16 protein-coding genes are annotated in these 17,316 nt (G+C 32.5%); 6 read left to right on the forward strand and 10 right to left on the reverse strand.

Features of this window, described 5'->3' with window-relative positions:
• Window positions 1-82: 82 nt before the first annotated feature.
• The 3 genes from Q0873_RS09420 to Q0873_RS09430 form a co-directional block, all read right to left on the reverse strand.
• Window positions 83-970 carry a metallophosphoesterase family protein gene (locus tag Q0873_RS09420; protein ID WP_299106450.1) on the reverse strand — a complete coding sequence of 296 codons (888 nt, stop codon included), beginning with the start codon at window positions 968-970 and terminating at the stop codon, window positions 83-85.
• An 83-nt stretch (window positions 971-1,053) separates the two neighbouring features.
• Entirely contained in the window at window positions 1,054-2,487 is a 1,434-nt protein-coding gene (locus tag Q0873_RS09425; protein ID WP_299106452.1) for a DUF5689 domain-containing protein, read from the reverse strand.
• 20 nt (window positions 2,488-2,507) lie between these two features.
• Window positions 2,508-5,324 (reverse strand): TonB-dependent receptor, encoded by a 2,817-nt coding sequence (locus tag Q0873_RS09430; protein ID WP_299106453.1) that lies wholly within the window; start codon window positions 5,322-5,324, stop codon window positions 2,508-2,510.
• A 188-nt stretch (window positions 5,325-5,512) separates the two neighbouring features.
• Here Q0873_RS09430 and Q0873_RS09435 point away from each other — a divergent pair, with 188 nt between their 5' ends.
• Window positions 5,513-6,553 carry an endonuclease/exonuclease/phosphatase family protein gene (locus Q0873_RS09435; RefSeq protein ID WP_299106455.1) on the forward strand — a complete coding sequence of 347 codons (1,041 nt, stop codon included), beginning with the start codon at window positions 5,513-5,515 and terminating at the stop codon, window positions 6,551-6,553.
• Between the two features lie 40 nt (window positions 6,554-6,593).
• On the opposite strand, the gene Q0873_RS09440 is transcribed toward Q0873_RS09435, so the two are convergent.
• Genes Q0873_RS09440 through Q0873_RS09450 form a run of 3 tightly spaced genes read right to left on the reverse strand, consistent with a single transcriptional unit; the run spans window position 6,594 to window position 9,112 of the window.
• Window positions 6,594-6,938, reverse strand: coding sequence for a hypothetical protein (locus Q0873_RS09440; protein WP_299106458.1), 345 nt, complete (start codon window positions 6,936-6,938; stop codon window positions 6,594-6,596).
• Window positions 6,939-6,994: 56 nt separating this feature from the next.
• Window positions 6,995-8,680, reverse strand: coding sequence for a single-stranded-DNA-specific exonuclease RecJ (gene recJ / locus Q0873_RS09445; RefSeq protein WP_299106460.1), 1,686 nt, complete (start codon window positions 8,678-8,680; stop codon window positions 6,995-6,997).
• Window positions 8,681-8,686: 6 nt separating this feature from the next.
• Window positions 8,687-9,112 carry an OsmC family protein gene (locus Q0873_RS09450; protein ID WP_299106462.1) on the reverse strand — a complete coding sequence of 142 codons (426 nt, stop codon included), beginning with the start codon at window positions 9,110-9,112 and terminating at the stop codon, window positions 8,687-8,689.
• Between the two features lie 116 nt (window positions 9,113-9,228).
• Here Q0873_RS09450 and Q0873_RS09455 point away from each other — a divergent pair, with 116 nt between their 5' ends.
• Window positions 9,229-9,819 carry a carboxymuconolactone decarboxylase family protein gene (locus tag Q0873_RS09455; protein WP_299106464.1) on the forward strand — a complete coding sequence of 197 codons (591 nt, stop codon included), beginning with the start codon at window positions 9,229-9,231 and terminating at the stop codon, window positions 9,817-9,819.
• A gap of 246 nt (window positions 9,820-10,065) precedes the next feature.
• Entirely contained in the window at window positions 10,066-11,079 is a 1,014-nt protein-coding gene (locus Q0873_RS09460; protein WP_299106466.1) for a hypothetical protein, read from the forward strand.
• Between the two features lie 52 nt (window positions 11,080-11,131).
• On the opposite strand, the gene mscL is transcribed toward Q0873_RS09460, so the two are convergent.
• Genes mscL through Q0873_RS09475 form a run of 3 tightly spaced genes read right to left on the reverse strand, consistent with a single transcriptional unit; the run spans window position 11,132 to window position 13,295 of the window.
• Complete coding sequence (gene mscL / locus Q0873_RS09465; protein WP_299106924.1) at window positions 11,132-11,533, reverse strand: large-conductance mechanosensitive channel protein MscL; 402 nt, start codon at window positions 11,531-11,533, stop codon at window positions 11,132-11,134.
• 51 nt (window positions 11,534-11,584) lie between these two features.
• Entirely contained in the window at window positions 11,585-12,685 is a 1,101-nt protein-coding gene (gene alr, locus Q0873_RS09470) for an alanine racemase (RefSeq protein WP_299106468.1), read from the reverse strand.
• The gene (locus Q0873_RS09475) at window positions 12,678-13,295 is read right to left on the reverse strand and encodes a thymidine kinase (RefSeq protein WP_299106471.1); all 618 of its coding nucleotides are present in this window, start codon (window positions 13,293-13,295) and stop codon (window positions 12,678-12,680) included. Before Q0873_RS09475 ends, alr begins: the two co-directional genes overlap by 8 nt.
• Before the next feature lie 101 nt (window positions 13,296-13,396).
• Between Q0873_RS09475 and Q0873_RS09480 the strand changes: the two genes are divergently transcribed.
• Window positions 13,397-14,203, forward strand: a complete 807-nt coding sequence (locus tag Q0873_RS09480) for a hypothetical protein (RefSeq protein WP_299106473.1) — start codon at window positions 13,397-13,399, stop codon at window positions 14,201-14,203.
• Window positions 14,204-15,202 carry a glycosyltransferase family 4 protein gene (locus Q0873_RS09485; RefSeq protein ID WP_299106475.1) on the forward strand — a complete coding sequence of 333 codons (999 nt, stop codon included), beginning with the start codon at window positions 14,204-14,206 and terminating at the stop codon, window positions 15,200-15,202.
• Between the two features lie 664 nt (window positions 15,203-15,866).
• On the opposite strand, the gene Q0873_RS09490 is transcribed toward Q0873_RS09485, so the two are convergent.
• Window positions 15,867-16,694 (reverse strand): universal stress protein, encoded by an 828-nt coding sequence (locus Q0873_RS09490; protein WP_299106477.1) that lies wholly within the window; start codon window positions 16,692-16,694, stop codon window positions 15,867-15,869.
• A 152-nt stretch (window positions 16,695-16,846) separates the two neighbouring features.
• Here Q0873_RS09490 and rimP point away from each other — a divergent pair, with 152 nt between their 5' ends.
• Window positions 16,847-17,308 (forward strand): ribosome assembly cofactor RimP, encoded by a 462-nt coding sequence (gene rimP, locus Q0873_RS09495; protein ID WP_299106479.1) that lies wholly within the window; start codon window positions 16,847-16,849, stop codon window positions 17,306-17,308.
• Window positions 17,309-17,316: the final 8 nt, after the last annotated feature.

Here is a 17,316-nt window from a genome sequence, read left to right on the forward strand (position 1 = left end):
TTTAACCCGACAAATTTACGAAAAGCAGTGTGATAACTAATGTTATTTTAATGTTATTAATAAGAGTTTGAAAATCTAAATGTTAAATGTAATTTGATATGTTTTGTGGGCCCTCTAAGATGGTTCTAACAATCTGCATGGTTCCGTTTTCGTTCGTTATAACATGCCATTTTACAAGCGTAATTTCATTGTTTTCTAGCTCCAAACCAGTAATACATCTTGGATGCACACAACTACCATCATTAAAATGTGGTAACTCATCATGAGAAGGGAATCTAGGACGATGGGTGTGCCCCGTAACAATCATTTGATTGTTGTTTTCTTTAATCCATTTTTCTAAACGATGTTCAACCTTAATAAGCTCTTTAAAGTTTTGAGCGGGACTTGTTGGGTCTTTGATACCAATCAATTGAAGAGGTCGCCATAAAACACGAACTAAAAACTTACTTAATCTCCAAAAAGTATAGTTAAACCAATCGGCTTGATGACCATGTAATAAGAATATTGATCGTCCATCTTCCCGAGTAAGTCGTATTGCTTCCGAAAAAGAAGCGTTAATCATAAGTTCTTTCTCTTTTCCATCTATGGTGTCAAAATAATAGGCTAAGTTTTTCTCAACTTTCTTTGGGTTTCTATAATCCATATCATGATTTCCCCAAATGAAATGAAGTTGTTTTTTCTCATGGAACTTTTTTAAAAGTAAATAAACATGCTTGTTTGCTTCAAAAATATTTTTAAAAGAATTTTCCCATAACTCATCACCATCTCCCAGTTCTATATAAGTAAAGTCTTTTTGCAGGTATTGCTGTAAAGCATACATGTAGATTTTTTTGTTATGAACAAAGTCATCGGCAAAGCTATTATCTCCTCTATGACAATCAGAAAAGAAGATATACTTAGACGCTTTGTTTAAAGGAAGTTCTTTGGCTTTTTTAAATGCCCTAGTTAACCTTGTTTTTGAAGAAAACATACCTGTGGTTTTTACATGATAAAGATGCATAAAAAAACCCAAGTTTAAAACTTGGGTTTTTAATAATAGTATATTTTATAAAATTATTTTACACTTACTTTTACGTCATCAATCATGTATGAACCATCTAAAGCAGAGTTTGTTCCAGATGCTACAGATTTAAATGCGATGTATAATGTTCCAGTGTAGCTAGATAAATCAATTTCTCCTGAATCTTCAAAAGCATACCATCTTGAATCTTTTGTTGGTAAGTTAGCATTTACCTTAGTCCAAGTAGCAGTAGCTACATTTGTTCCGTCGAAGTCAGTAGAAACTAAAACTTCTAAGGTATTGTTATCTGAATCAGATACGTGGTGTTGTGCAGCCTTGAAAGTTAAAAACTCATCAGTTTGAGCATCCATATCAATACCTGGGCTAATTAACCAACCGATGTTTGAATCATCTCCAGTTCTAAATCCACTAAACTCAGCATATCCATTTCCTCTAAACTCTTGCTCAGTCCATAACTCACCACCTTCTTCAGCAAAGTTTACCCATCCAGTAATATCTAAATCAGTATTATCTGTAGCAGATTGGAAATCTTCTTCATATACAGGATCACATCTTTGCTCATTAAATGAAATTGCAGCTGGTGTATTTACAATAGCAACAAAGTTTTCAGCTCTAAAGTCTTTAGTTAAAACAAAAGTAATATCTCCTCTTCCTTGTGGTACTTGGTTTGTTTTAAAGCTAGCAAACGTACTTGTTTGTAAGTCGATTCCGCTACCAGAAGCACACTCTCTAAAAGTTCTTAATCCGTCAAAGCTATCGTCTGGCTCTCCAGAGAAAGTATTTGGTAATTCACTAGTATCAAATTGAGCACCTTCTACCTTTACATAAGTATTTACATTTGCTCCAGTAAAGTCTTCAATTTTAATTACAGTAGGTACTAATTCCATTTTTGTAGAAGAAGCAAAAACATGTCTGCTTACTCTTGGTGTAACTACTTCATCAACTCTATCTCCTACTAATTGTCCTAATGTGTATTTTCCAGGAACTCCATTTTCAGGATCAATATCAGATGTTCTTTCTCCATCATCATAAGTAACTGTTAATCCATCTAAAACAATGTAAACTTTTCTTCCTGGCTCGTAAGATTGGCTTAAAGAAGTATTATCTAATAATAATTCAAATCCAGCAGTTGGATTTTCAGCAGCATCTTGAACTACAATTTTCTTATAAAAGTTTCCTGCAGCATCTGAAGAAACTACATACCCTTCAATAACAGCTAATGGATCTGGAGTTGGGTTTGTAGCTGTAGCTTCTGGAGCTGGGAAAGTATATACTAATTTATTGTTGTTTTTAAACTCTTGAATTAATCCGTCTTTTACAGCAGAAAAAGGAGTTTTAGCAAACTGAGCAATACTTGGTTCATTTACTTCAGTGTTAGGAAGGTTAAAATCATTATCCTCAACACAAGATACTAACCCTAAGAATAAGGTTAATAAAGCGATTATATTTAATTTATTATTTTTCATGATGTGTTTTATTGTTTTGTTTAGAATCTATAGTTTACATTTAAAAAGTATGTAGTACCTCTACCGTACCAATACCTATTTCCAAATACTGGAGTGTCTAATGCTCTATCAGCTCTTAAGTTTCTGAAGTTTGCATTTCTAGCAGCTTCAAACCCACCAGTTCTATATACAGTGTCAAATAAATTCGTTACACTAGCAAAGATACTAATGTATTTGTTATTACCTACTTTCCAAGATTTACCACCTACTAAGTTAACAGTATTGTAATTATCAAACTTCTCTTGTTGTAATAATTCTCTAGCAACTGCTGGATCATAATCAGAGAATGTAACTCCGTTAGCATCTTGTGTAAAGCTAGCTGTTCTTAATAAAGGAGAAACGTCTACGTAAACGTTATCAAAGAAGTTTACAGTAGCACCAACCCACCAGTAGTCTGGATCACGATATTCGAATCCAACAGAATAAGCAGACTGTGGTCCTGCAGCAACTCTATAGTTTTTTAAGTTAGAAGTACCTAAGTCTTTAACACCAGTTACAGCATCAAATCCAGAATTTTGGAATTCTCTACTAGCACTTACATCTGTGTTTAAAGTAACATTTGGATTGTTTGTGTATGTATATTGTCCAATATTAGCAGCACCTTTTAATTTAATAGTTGGTGTTACTTGTGCTTCAATACCAAATTCAGCTCCAAAATGTTGCTTATCTACTCCTGTTAAAGTTTCTTGGAATAATGCTTCAAGTTCTAAACCTTGAGCAAAGAAAAATCCAACTTCAGTAGCATCTTGTATTTTTGTATAATAACCTGTTAATTTAGAAGTAATGAAAGGAGTTCTTAAAATATAACTAGCATCTGCAGTTAATACCTTTTCAGCTTTTAAATTATTAACAATGTTATTTGTTTCTCTTGCGTTATAGAATACATTTCTAATTAATGGAGCTTTTGTAATATATCCTCCATTAAAATCTAATAAGTGTCTACCAGAGATTTTATATGTTAAACCAGCTTTACCACTAAAGTTCGTAAAGTCAATTTTATCAGATTTTCCTAAAGAGTTAGTTGGGAATGCTCCGTTTTGGAATAAACCTTCTCTTTGGTGCGTTGTTTTATTTACGTCAGCAGCTAAATAAAAGTCAACTTTGTTATACTTAAATTGAGCTTGTACAAATGCATTGTAAACCTCAGAATTTAACTTGTAGTTATATCTAAATCTATCTCCAACACCTACAGTTCTGTATGGGTTCTGAAGATCATTTTGCTTTTCAGAATCAAGATCAGCAAAACCATCAATATCTAAGAATCTTTGACCACCTAATAAGTCTAATACGCTTCCGAAGTTTTCAGAAGAAAAACGAGAGTATTGTGCTTTAGCATTAATGGTAATATTATCTGTTAATTGACTGTTTAAAATTGAGTTTACAGTAAATTGCTTATCGTCATTTCTATCTTCGTATAAAATGTAAGAAGAATATCCTGCGTTAAAATCACTTCTGTTAGCTCTATATAAAGCATCCCAATCTAATTGACTGTTGTTTAAAAACTGTTGTTGTACAGCATACACATCAGGATTTCCTTGTCTAATAGCGTAACTTGGTAATTTTTGATAGTAATCAGCAGATGGGTTACTACCACCTAAACCAACAACATAAGGATTTCCTGTGTTAGGATCAGTACCTTCTAATTTATGACCACCAAAATCTAAACGGCTATTTCCTATTTCTCCAAATTGGTAGCTAACATTAGTTGTTAAAGAAGTGTTTTCTGAAAGATCCCAATAGTGACTTAACATGATAATTGGTTCTTCAATTCTTCTAATACGAGAATTTCTCATGTCACCAGCTTGGTAACCCCAGTATGAGTTATACTTTCTACCTTTTAAGTCAAAAACTTCTTGAGTGTTCGAAGATGAACGTCCTCTTCTGTTTTGAGCATTAATAGCAGTAAAACCTAAACTATGTTTGTCATTGATTTGCTTTTCAATAGAAAAGAAAATTGAGTGAGCATTATAAGAAGTTCCGTCTGTAAAACCTTCGTCAGCGTATCTTTTACTACCAGAAGCAGCAACAGACCATCCGTTTTCTAATAAACCAGAAGCATAAGTAGCCATTAATCTATGAGTATAACTTCTGTTTGAAGAAGCGTAAGAAACTCTACCTCCTTTTCTGTATTCAGAAGCTCTAGTACTAATATTAGTAGAACCTAAAGCACCACCAAATGTGTAATTTGAAGGAGTTAATCCATTACTAAACTCTTGATTACGTAATACATCGTTTAATCCTCCCCAGTTACTCCATTGTGGACGACCGTTGTATAACTTGTTCATTTCGATACCGTTAATTAAAACCTTACCGTTGTCAGAGTCTAGTCCACGAATTCTGTAAAAAGAACCACTCCATTCAAAAGCTGCTGTTCTAGAATAAATGTCTCTAGAAGCTTGTAACAATCCAGAGATGTTATCAGCTGCACTAGTGTCATTATCTAGTTCATCATCAGTAATAGTAATTAACATTAAGTCTTGATCTTCAGAAATATCTTCATATAATAAGATAGTTCCTAAATCGATTGTTTTCCCCGCTAATTGTACTGGGAAATTTTGAGTTTCATAGCCTTTAAGACTGATAGTTACAATTTGTCTTCCATCAGCTAAGTTTTGTAAAGTAAAGGCTCCATCTTCACCAGTAAGGGTGCTGATATTCGCATTTTTTACACTAATAGAAGCACCTTGTAAAGGTTGTTCAGAATCGCCATTAACGACAATCCCTTTTACAATGTTCTGCGCATTAATGCTAATTACACTAAAAAGCATAAGCAACATTGCTACTGTAAAATTTCTCATAAATGCTTGTTTATAAAATATTTAAATATTGTTCCCTTGAGGTCGTTTAAAAAAAGCCAAAGGGATGCAAAAGTAGCAAAATTATAATTACTCAAATGTTAACTTAACATTAACAAATGAAGGTTTAACACTCTTATATACCTTTGGCTTGAATTTTGTTTTATTTTTGCCGTCGAAAATTTTTTTAAATGAAGAAAGTAATATTATTATTTGTTTTAGCTTTTGGATTATCAAGCGTCTACGCACAAAAGCAATATAAGATTAGAACATTAGCGTTTTATAATTTAGAAAACCTATTTGATCCTATTAATGATCCAAATAAGGATGATGAGAAAAGTCCTATTATGGAAATGAATGGAGATAGAGAAAAGGTGTATGCTGACAAAATTGATAAATTAGGAGAAGTAATTTTACAGTTAGGTGCAGAAAAAGCTAAAAACAGTCCTGCTATTTTAGGAGTTGCAGAGATAGAGAATAAAAAGGTACTTGAGGATTTAGTAAATTCTGAAAAATTAAAGAAGAAGCATTATGGAATTATTCATTTTGATTCTCCTGATAAAAGAGGTATTGATGTAGCTTTATTATACCAAGGAAGGTATTTTAAACCGATTCATTATGAAGCATTCAACCCGAATATTTATGCACAGAATAGAAAAATATATACGCGTGATATCTTATTAGTTTCTGGTTATTTAGATGATGAGTTAATTCATGTAATTGTGAATCACTGGCCTTCTAGAAGAGGTGGAGAAGCTAAAAGTAGACCTTTAAGAGAAAAGGCAGCTTACAAAGTGAAGCAAATTATTGAGAAGATCAAAGAAACAGATCCAAATCCTAAAGTATTTATAATGGGTGATTTTAATGATGATCCAATAAATTCAAGCTTTAAGAATGTATTAGCTACAAAAGCAAAGAAGAAGAACGTAAACAAAGGAGATCTTTACAATCCATATGAAGACATGTTTCGTAGAGGATTTAATACATTAGGATATAGAGATAATATTAATTTATTTGATCAAATCTTGTTTACTAGTCCGGTTTTAGATAAAGGACAAAAGGACTTTTCTACCTATAAAATGTTTAAAGCAGGGATTTTTAACAAACGATTCTTAACACAAAAGAAAGGACGATATAAAGGATATCCATTCAGAAGTTTTTCAAATGGACAATATACAGGAGGTTATAGTGATCACTATCCAGTATATATGTACGTAATTAAAGAAAAATAAGAAACCAAAAAACTAAAAGAGCTTGCAATTGCAAGCTCTTTTAGTTTTTACATATATCAATTAAGTAACTGTTGAGTCTTAGTTGAAAAATGGTACCTTTTAATAAGTCTTCTATTTGTCCTAATTCAACCTTAGAAACAGCCATGCTAACCTTATTAGAAGGTGTTTGCAATAGAATAGATTTACAATTCTCTCCCTTAATACAAGTGGCACAGTTTGTTTGTGCTTTAGAGCCTGCTATTTTTTCGAGAAAATCTTCAATTTCAGCTTCATGTAAATGAAAGCCGGTATCTCTAAAGATTATCTGAGTTAAATTTGATTTTGATCCTTTCCACTGGAAAGAAATCCCAATATCATTACTATATATTTTGTGTATACCTTCCATATTCTTTTTTATATGGAAACAAATATATAATTTATTTAGAATTGATCTAAATAAATTTATTGAATATCTTTTAGAACCAATTGCAAGGAAGCATATCCATTCCAAATATTTTCATCTAGATTATAACATATATCAAATTCATTTTGAACAAGTGAATGTTTTTTGCCTAAACCAAACCCGATGGCATTATAGGTTTTATAGTCTGATCCATAAAGGATGTTTAGCTTTAGATGACTTTGATCTGCTCCAACTTTCTTGCCAAAACCATTATCTCGCACAGCACCAGTTTTAAAAACAGGTTTCATGTTTTGAGGACCAAAAGGTCCCATTTGTTTAATGATTCTATAAAATTTTGGAGTGATATTCATTAGACTTAATTCAGCATCAATTGATATTTCTGGTGTTAGTAAATCTACGTCAATGGTGTTTTTTACTACCTCTTCAAACTTGTTTTTGAAGTTTTGATATTGTTCTGGTAACAAAGTTAAACCAGCAGCATATTTATGTCCTCCAAATTGCTCAATAAACTCGCTGCATTGGTCTAGCGCGTTGTATACATCAAACCCTTTTACAGAACGAGCAGAGGCGGCTAGTTTATCGCCACTTTTAGTAAATACCAAAGTAGGTCTATAGTAAGTTTCTGTAAGTCGAGAAGCAACAATTCCAATTACTCCTTTATGCCAGTTTTCATTAAAGACAACAGTTGTAAAGTCTTCCTCTTCTTGATTGTTTTCTATTTGAAGTAATGCTTCTTGAGTAATTTGTTTGTCAAGTTCTTTTCTGTCGGAATTGAATTTTTCAATTGCAGAAGCCGAAGCTACTGCCGAGTCAAAATCCATTTCAGTCAATAGTTCTACTGCATAATTTCCATGTTTCATTCTACCCGCAGCATTAATTCTTGGGGCGATAACAAAAACAACATCAGTAATGTTTAGCTCTTCTTTATTAAGTTGATAAATAAGTGCCTTAATACCATTTCTAGGAGTTGTATTTATGATTTGTAATCCCCAAAAGGCTAGAATTCTATTTTCTCCAGTGATTGGAACAATATCTGCTGCAATTGCAGTCGCAACGAGATCAAGATATTGTGTTAAATCATCAATAGTTTGGTTTTTATTTGAGGCTAATGCTTGTATCAATTTAAATCCAACTCCACATCCACAAAGTTCCTTGTAAGGATACTTGCAATCTGTTCTTTTAGGATTTAAAACGGCTACAGCTTTAGGTATTTCATCTCCGGGTTTATGGTGGTCACAGATGATAAAGTCAATTCCTTTTTCTTTTGCATAAGCTACTTTGTCTATGGCTTTAATACCACAATCAAGCGCTATGATTAAAGAAAGATCATTGTCTTCTGCGAAATCGATCCCTTTATAAGAAACCCCATATCCTTCTGCATACCTATCAGGAATATAAGTTGCTACATTAGGGTAAATTGTCTTTAAGTATGAGTACATTAAAGAAACAGCAGTGGTTCCGTCTACATCGTAATCTCCATATATTAAGATGTTTTCATTTTGAGAAATAGCTTTTTCAATTCTTTGCACAGCAATGTCCATATCTTTCATTAAATATGGATCGTGTAAGTTTTCCAATGAAGGTCGAAAGAACTTTTTGGCTTCTTCAAAATTGGTAATCCCACGTTGAACAAGTAAAATAGCTAAGGTGTTGTCAATATTTAACTCCTTAGCTAGTGAATATACAATCTCTGAATTAGGTTGTGGCTTTAAAGTCCAACGCATATAAACCTATTTGTTATGAAAATGAATATTGGTATTAACTTTTGAAAACTGACGAAACATTTCCATTACGCCACAGTATTTTTCTTTAGATAAATCGACTGCTTTTGTAATTTTTTTCTCATCTAAATTAGTTCCGTAAAAATGATAGTCAACTGTAACTGTATGATATGTTTTAGGATGTTCATCAGTTAATTCAGCTTCAACTTCCATTTTATAGTCATCAATCTCAACTCGCATTTTGTTTAATAGAGAAACAACATCTAGACCAGAACAACCAGCTAAAGAGGAAAGCATCATTGCTTTTGGTCCTAATCCTTTGTTAGTTCCTCCGTTTTCTTCTGAGGTATCGATTAAAACAGTATGTCCACTTGGGTTGTCTGATTCAAACAACATGTTTTCTTTCCAGGTAGTAGTTATTTTATGAGAAGCCATATGTAAATATTTTTTTGTTTCTTGCGTAAGCTCTTTTGTGTATGTCGACAAATTGTGTCGAACCTTTACACAAACTTAGTGTAAAAAATTAGTATTAAAAATTAAAAAATAAAACAATGCCATTAGTAACACCACTAGACCCAAATCACGATGAAGAAACTAAACGTTTATCTGATTTTTATAATGAAACTTTAGGGTTTTGTCCTAATTCTGTTTTAACAATGCAGCGTAGGCCAGATATTTCTAAAGCGTTTATCAATTTAAATAAAGCTGTAATGGCTAATCATGGAAGGGTTACTTCAGCATTAAAAAGAATGATTGCTTGGGTAAGTAGTAATGCTACTGGTTGTCGTTATTGTCAAGCACATGCCATTAGAGCTGCTGAGAGATATGGTGCTGAACAAGAGAAGTTAGATAATATTTGGGAGTATAAAACACATCCTGCATTTTCTGAAGGAGAACGTGCTGCTTTAGATTTTTCATTAGCTGCTTCTATGGTACCTAATATGGTAGACGAAGAAATTAAAACACGTTTGTATGAGCACTGGAATGAAGGAGAAATCGTAGAGATGTTAGGAGTGATTTCTTTATTTGGATATTTAAACCGTTGGAATGACTCTATGGGAACTAATATTGAGGATGGAGCAGTAGAATCTGGAGAGCAATATTTAGGAAAACATGGCTGGGAAAAAGGAAAACATGCTTAATGTTTTTTGATTTCAAAAAAAGACTTATATTAGTAAACATAAGATGAAAGTCTTCTCTCACGAGAAGACTTTCTTTTAAACCTTTCCTATTTTACAGAAAATTTTGAAAGGTTCCCCCATAAATCATCTATAACAAGATAATTGTGTAGCAAATTAAGGCATACACGAGCTAGTTCTTGTTGTAATAACTGCAAATTTTTTTTTGAGGATTTGCATTATTTGTTAATAACTTAACTTAATTGATTTATGGAGAGGAGTAAAGAAAAGCTTTTCAAAAAAATAGTAGAGAAACTACCTAAAAATGTATTGTTAGTAGAAGATATTGCTGATGTTCTGGAAATCAGCTATGATGCGGCATATAGAAGATTAAAAGGCAAAACAAATCTTTCTTTTGAAGAAGGGATGAAGTTGGCCGAACATTATGGTATTTCTTTAAATGGATTATATGGATTCTCCAGTTTAAGTAATCATAACTTTTTTCAGATTTCAAAGAATAATTTTAGAAATACATCCGAAGGACTGTTTGATTTTTTCAATAGCTCAAGTAGTTTTCTAGAGGCTTTTAATAAAAAAGGAGAAAAGGCTGCTTTTTATCATGCTGCAAAAGATATTCCAGTATATCATATTCCCACAGATACTTTATATGGAAGATTTAGGTTGTATGCTTATTTAAATGTGTACTCTGGGTTCTCAACAAATAGTTTTACGAGTTTTAAAAAGTTTATACCGCCTGTCAAAGTGATCGAAGCTTCCATGCGGTTTAAAGAAACATTTAAGAAGTTTAATGCAATTGAAATATGGAGTGATACTACAATTAATAGCTTGTTGTATCAGGTGTATTATTTTTACGAAGCAAAGTTTATTGAGAAAACCCAAGCAATGCAAATGTGTGATGAGATTAAGGGTATGATAGAGCGTGTTGAACTAAATTCAAAACGTGGTGAGTGGGGAAAAAAAGGGAAAGGAAGCAAATATGAGTTGTATAATAATAAACTAATAAGTTTGGGTAATGAAACCTTATTCAAGTCAAAAAGTAAAAAAACACTGTTTATTCATTATACCAATTTGTCTCACTTTAGAATAGAAGAAGAGGTAACAAGTGATGAGGCAGATTACTTTTTTAAGAAACAATTACAATTTTCAAAGAGAATATCTGGAAATGCTGAAGTAGAGAGTAAATTGTTTTTTAATGCGATGTATGATAAAGTACAAAGACTGAAAGATCAAATAGAAGTTAAAAGCAATATTTCCTTTATATAACAAAAAAAGCCTCGACTTAATCGAGGCTTTTTTTATTTTCTATAGAAGAAAATTACTTTTTTAATAAATCTCTTATTTCGGCTAAAAGTTCTTCTTGACTAGGTCCTTTTGGTGCTTCTGGAGCTGGTTCTTCTTTTTTCTTCATTGCATTTACACCTTTTACAATCATAAACATTACAAAAGCTACAATGATAAAATCGATAACATTCGTTAAGAACTCTCCGTACATAACTGCAACTTCACCTGAGACTTTCCCAGCATCGTCTGCAACACCTTCTTTAATGACGTATTTCAAATCTTTGAAGTCTGCGTTAAATAATAATCCAATTAAAGGAGAAACAATTCCTCCAGTAAATGAAGCAACTACTTTGTTAAAAGCAGCACCCATTACAAAACCTACTGCAATGTCAACTAAATTGCCTTTCATTGCAAAGTCTTTAAACTCTTTGAGCATTCCCATTTTTTTTTGATTTAATAGTTAATTGATTTGAAAAGTACTAAAAAATTAGCTCTTTACCAATCTTTTTACTCTTTGAGAAATGGCTGTAATGGTTTCGTATGGAATGGTTTCGCACTTGTGCGCAATGTATTCAATATGTTGTTGGTGATTGAAAAGAATGACTTCATCTCCTTCTTTGCAATCTATTTTACTAACATCTACCATAATCATATCCATGCATACATTTCCAATAATAGGTGCAGGTTGATTATTGATGATTACAAAACCTTCTTTATTTCCTAACCTTCTTGAAATTCCATCGGCGTGCCCAATAGGGATAGTAGCACTTCTTGTTGGAGAATTTGCTACAAAGGCTCTATTGTAACCAACTGTTTCTCCAGGTTGTACTAAATGGATTTGAGAAATAATAGATTTTAAACTGTGTGTGTTTTTAAGTTGAGCAGTTACCTCGGGATGGTTTCCAAAACCGTATAAACCAATCCCTAAACGCACCATATCAAACTGAGCATTGCTGTAATTTACAATACCTGATGTGTTTAGAATGTGAATCATGGGCTCGTATCCTAGGTGCTCATATATTTGCTTAACAATATAAGCGAAGTTGTTTATTTGTCCGATGGTAAACTCCTGCTCGTTTGGATCCTCACTAGCTGCTAAATGAGAAAAAATAGATTCCACCTTTATATTATTAGATTTCTTTAAAGATGTTAAGATGGCTGGCACATCTGTATGCCAAAAACCTAATCTATTTAAACCAGTATTGAACTTTATATGAATCGGGTAGTTCATTAATGGAGCTTCATCTGCTAATTGTAAAAAAGCATCAAAAATTTTAAAGTTATATAGGTTAGGTTCTAATCTATATTTTACAATATCATTAAGGTTTTCTACTTGTGGATGTAAAACGAGTATAGGGGTTTTTATTCCAGATTCACGGAGTATAATTCCTTCAGAAGAATATGCAACAGCAAAATAATCTACTTCGTTTTGAACAATTTTTGCTATTTCAACAGCATCACTTCCATAACCAAAGGCTTTTACAACAACTAAAATTTTTGTATTTGCTTGAAGTTTTTGTTTGAAGTAATTCAAATTGTGCAAAACAGCATTTGCATCTATTTCTAAAATAGTTACGTGATTATTCATTGGTGGTTTCTTCTTTTTCGTTTAAGTTTTGCTGTTCTCGCATTGCTTTATAGTATGCAGCTCTACTTAAAGGTTCGTATTCTTGTGTTTCCCCTAAGAGAACAAGATCGTCACTTTGTGCTTTTCTGTAACTGTAATGTGCTAGGTTTCCAGTTCTAGTACAAACAGCGTGTACTTTTGTAACGTATTCTGCAGTTGCCATTAGAGCTGGCATTGGTCCGAATGGCTTTCCTTTGAAATCCATATCTAAACCAGCTACAATAACTCGAATACCTCTATTGGCTAGATCGTTGCAAACAGCTACGATTTCATCATCAAAAAACTGAGCTTCATCAATTCCTACTACGTCAACATCATTGGCTAATAGCCTAATATTTGAAGAGGCAGGTACTGGTGTAGAACGTATTCTATTATCATTATGAGACACAACTTCTTCCTCATCGTAACGCGTGTCTACTGCAGGTTTAAAAATCTCTACACGTTGTTTAGCAAACTGTGCACGTTTTAAACGACGTATTAATTCTTCGGTTTTGCCTGAAAACATTGAGCCACAAATTACCTCAATCCAACCAAATTGTTCTGTATGATTTACTGTATTTTCAAGAAACATTTTGTAATTTTAAGCTCTAATTATTGATATTTGCATTTCTTTGGAATAGGGAACAAATTTATTAAAATTTAAGAGTAAATATTAATTTCAAACAACAACTTATGCACAAAAAACTTGCATCCGATTTAACTAGTTTAGCACACAGCATTTTAAAAATGAAAAATAAAGAAGATGTGTTTGCATTAAAGGAAAAAGCACACGAGGTTTATGAGAAGCTTTCAGTGTTGGCTTATGTAGAAGAGTATATTAATAATACACCTAATCCTTCAAAAACAAAAGAGGAGTTGTTGGAAGAGGTTGCTTTGGCTGAAGAAAATAGGGTTGAAAAGTTAACTAAAGTTGAAGAGCCTTTGGCAGAGGAAGATAGAATTGTTCATCAGCTAGAAGAAGATATGGCTGAAGTAGTTGAGCAAGAGGCTGAAGAAATTGCTGAAAAGGTTATTGAAGAAATTATAGAGGAGAAAATAGAGTTAAAAGTCGTAGAAGAAATAATTGAGCAGCCCTTTGATGAGTTAGAAGAATTACTGTTTAATGATGAAAATGTAAAGAACGATGTTAAAGATATAGGAGAAAGAAAAACACCAACACTAGAAGAGGAGTTGGAAGATACACTTCCTGTAGATGTGATGGCTAACTTATTTGAAAAAGCAGACAGTAAAAAAACTTTAAATGATCGATTGCAAAACTCTATCCAAATAGATCTTAATGATAGAATCGCATTTGTGAAACATCTATTTAACGGAGATCAAGCTGATTTTAATCGTGTGATTTCTCAGTTAAATACAATGAAAACTGAAAAGGAAGCCAAGAAGTTTATCACTAAAATGGTAAAGCCAGATTATGATTGGTCTGAAAAGGAACAGTATGAAACACGTCTTTTAGAAATCATAGAAAGAAGATTTGCTTAAATGAAATCTGATATAATAGTAATTCATACACATTTTCATAAACGAAGAACAGGTGTTACAAGAAGTGTAGAAAATGTAATGCCTTATCTACAGAAAATGGCGCCTACTTATATTTATGGGTATGGTGTTGATGGAGAAAAGATTGCTACTAAAGAATTAAAAAAGTTGATTTTCTCTGATAAAAAAGTTGTAGTCCATTGTCATAGAAATAATGAAATAATGAAGATGCTTTTTTATCGCTTGTTAGGAGCTAAATTTAAGTTAGTTTCTACACGTCATGCAGAAAGTAAACCTTCAGGATTAACACAGTTTTTATTGAAAAATTCGGATTCGGTTATCACATTAACAAATTCGATGCATCAAAATTTAGGGATAGAAAACACGAAAGTAGCACATGGTGTAAATACAGATATGTTTCGTCCTAAAGAAAATGTTACTTTAAGTAATGTTCAGCAAGAGAATATAATTATTTGTGCAGGAAGGGTTCGAAAAGCCAAAGGGCAAATAGTTTTATTGGAAGGAGCTGTAGAAGTGCTGAAAAATAATCCAAATTGGGCGTTGGTAATTGTAGGTAAGGTTGATAAGCCTCCTTTTTTAGAAGAGTTAAAGACCATTGTCGATAAACATGGTGTTATAGGTCAGGTGTACTTTGTTGATGAGACTCCAGATGTTGTAATGTATTATCAAGCAGCAAAAGTTGCGGTAGTCCCTTCTTTTACCGAAGGGTTTTCTTTAGTTTGTGCAGAAGCAATGTCTTGTGAGAATACCGTTGTGGCAACAAAAGAAGTAGGAGTGCATTCAGAATTAATCTCAGATAAAGAGTCTGGATATTTATTTGAAGCTGGAAACTCTAAAGCTCTTGAGGAGATACTTTCTGGTGTTGTAAAAGGAAGTATGCCAACGTTAGGAAATCAGGCAAGAGAGCAAATTGTTAATAACTGGAGTGCTAAGAAAGAAGCAGAAGGTTTGTATAAAGTATACTTAAATAGCATAGGGTGATTCTCCCCTATAAGTTAGATTGAAAAATGTTCTATAATTAGATTTTTTTATAGTTTAAAACTTTGTATATCATGTGTTTTTGCTGTGATTTAGGTTTTTGTGTTCTTTATTTTGTATAGGAGTTTTAATTGAGGGTTTATCCCCTTTTTTACCCTTGTTAATATGAGGAGTATGGAGTTTAGAAGTTTATTTTTTAAATTTGTTATGAAAAGGAAATAGGTCAACTAATCTCAACTCCTAACCTATTCCGTCCAATATAATTGTTTTATACCTCTTTTAATACCCCACATTAACATCAACTAACTCGGGACAAGGATAGTGTTATTATATCCGTATTTTTTTAAAATTTAAAGCAGTTTGTACAGAAGTGTACAGATAAGTGTTTAGTATAGCTTTATTGGTTGTGACTAAGTTTGAATACAAGAGAGATTCTTGTTGACTTAATTAAGTGATCAATTGAAATTATAGCGCATCAATATATAATTTAGAAAAAGAAAGTAAAGTTCTTATAGAGGGGGTGTATTTTAGGGGATTTCTTTCACTTTAGGTTTACGTTTTTTAGTTCCTCTAAATACACTCCATATATAAGGTTTTAATTAGTAATTATTAAAAAAGCTCAATTGACTTAGTCAATTGAGCTTTTCATGTAAAAAGAGTAACTGTATTATATTTTAAATGTTAATACAGGTTTTAAAACATTGTTAGATAGATCAAGGGAAATACTGCCGTTAAAAAAACGTGATAACCCACTTCTTCCATGTGTAGCAATGGAAACGAGATCTATGTTGTTTTCATCTGAAAAATTTAAAATACCTTCAACGACACTTTTGTCGTTGTATATTGAAACATGATATTTTGGAATATTGTATTTAGAAACAAACCGTTCAACTATCTGTTTTGCTTCTGTAGTGTTTTGAAATTTTTGTGGTGTATTGATTTTTAAGAAGTAAATTTCTGGTTTAAAGGCGCTAGCAAAATCTAAAAAGCCTTTTAAAGCTTCATCTTCATCTTTTTCAAAAGTAGAAGCAAAAACCATTTTGTTAAATTTAAAATCGTTACTGTCTTTTTTGGTGACTAAAACAGGAATGTTAAGACTTCGTACAGTTTTTTCAGTGTTTGAGCCGATTAGTATTTCATCTAATGCGGTATGTCCTTTAGACCCCATGATAACTAAATCTGCATTGATTTTTTTTGAATAATCTCGAATACCTTCAAAGGGATTTTGAAAACGTATTGAATGTTTTACGTTTTCAGGGTCAGGAAAAAAGGTTGCTTTAAACCGAAGCATTTTGTCTCTGATGGTTCTAATGTATAACATGCTTTCAGGAATGCTAAAATTTGACCCTGCTCCCATGTCTACAATACCAGTTGGAATTTCAATTAAATGCAGTAAGTGAATTTCGCTTTTGGTCTTTTCAACTATCCTTGAAGCTAGTGTGGCGGCATATTCTGAATGCTTAGAGAAATCGATTGGAATTAGTATTTTTTTCATACAGGTAGGTTTTTAAGAGAGAGTCTTATAAAGATAAGGAAAAATACAGTGAAAAGCTATTTGTATATTAATGAATTACTTACTATATTTGCATCGAAATTTATAAACATGATAAATGAAGGGGACGATAGTCCCCTCTTTTTATACCTAGAATGAATCAAGAGAGAGTTAAAGCGTTGTTAGAAGAGGCATTGATAGAAAACGAAACGTTGTTTTTGATAGACTTACAGTTTCTTGCTAACAGTAAGATTAAGGTGATTGTAGATGGAGATGCAGGAGTTCCTTTAAGTGAGTGTGTTCGTATTAGTAGGAAAATAGAGCATAACTTAGATAGAGAAGAAGAGGATTTTTCTTTAGAGGTAACTACTCCAGATATTGCACATCCGTTAAAGGTGAAAAGGCAGTATAAAAAGAATGTTAGTAGAGTTCTGAAGGTGAAAACAGAGACTGAAGAATTCGAAGGAACGTTAGCGGAGGTAACAGATAATGAAATTACCTTACGTTGGAAAACAAGAGAACCTAAACCTATTGGTAAAGGGAAGCATACGGTAGAAAAAGAAAAAACACTACCATATGAAGAAATTAAGGAAGCAAAAGTGAAGATTATATTTTAATAATAAGG

The sequence above is a fragment of the uncultured Tenacibaculum sp. genome (assembly GCF_947498805.1).
Classification (GTDB): domain Bacteria; phylum Bacteroidota; class Bacteroidia; order Flavobacteriales; family Flavobacteriaceae; genus Polaribacter.

Bases quoted from the DNA above. Each gene is read 5' to 3' on its own strand.
- Q0873_RS09420 (WP_299106450.1), bottom strand. From the start codon at position 970: ATGTTTTCTTCAAAAACAAGGTTAACTAGGGCATTTAAAAAAGCCAAA.
- Q0873_RS09425 (WP_299106452.1), bottom strand. From the start codon at position 2,487: ATGAAAAATAATAAATTAAATATAATCGCTTTATTAACCTTATTCTTA.
- Q0873_RS09430 (WP_299106453.1), bottom strand. From the start codon at position 5,324: ATGAGAAATTTTACAGTAGCAATGTTGCTTATGCTTTTTAGTGTAATT.
- Q0873_RS09435 (WP_299106455.1), top strand. From the start codon at position 5,513: ATGAAGAAAGTAATATTATTATTTGTTTTAGCTTTTGGATTATCAAGC.
- Q0873_RS09440 (WP_299106458.1), bottom strand. From the start codon at position 6,938: ATGGAAGGTATACACAAAATATATAGTAATGATATTGGGATTTCTTTC.
- recJ (WP_299106460.1), bottom strand. From the start codon at position 8,680: ATGCGTTGGACTTTAAAGCCACAACCTAATTCAGAGATTGTATATTCA.
- Q0873_RS09450 (WP_299106462.1), bottom strand. From the start codon at position 9,112: ATGGCTTCTCATAAAATAACTACTACCTGGAAAGAAAACATGTTGTTT.
- Q0873_RS09455 (WP_299106464.1), top strand. From the start codon at position 9,229: ATGCCATTAGTAACACCACTAGACCCAAATCACGATGAAGAAACTAAA.
- Q0873_RS09460 (WP_299106466.1), top strand. From the start codon at position 10,066: ATGGAGAGGAGTAAAGAAAAGCTTTTCAAAAAAATAGTAGAGAAACTA.
- mscL (WP_299106924.1), bottom strand. From the start codon at position 11,533: ATGCTCAAAGAGTTTAAAGACTTTGCAATGAAAGGCAATTTAGTTGAC.
- alr (WP_299106468.1), bottom strand. From the start codon at position 12,685: ATGAATAATCACGTAACTATTTTAGAAATAGATGCAAATGCTGTTTTG.
- Q0873_RS09475 (WP_299106471.1), bottom strand. From the start codon at position 13,295: ATGTTTCTTGAAAATACAGTAAATCATACAGAACAATTTGGTTGGATT.
- Q0873_RS09480 (WP_299106473.1), top strand. From the start codon at position 13,397: ATGCACAAAAAACTTGCATCCGATTTAACTAGTTTAGCACACAGCATT.
- Q0873_RS09485 (WP_299106475.1), top strand. From the start codon at position 14,204: ATGAAATCTGATATAATAGTAATTCATACACATTTTCATAAACGAAGA.
- Q0873_RS09490 (WP_299106477.1), bottom strand. From the start codon at position 16,694: ATGAAAAAAATACTAATTCCAATCGATTTCTCTAAGCATTCAGAATAT.
- rimP (WP_299106479.1), top strand. From the start codon at position 16,847: ATGAATCAAGAGAGAGTTAAAGCGTTGTTAGAAGAGGCATTGATAGAA.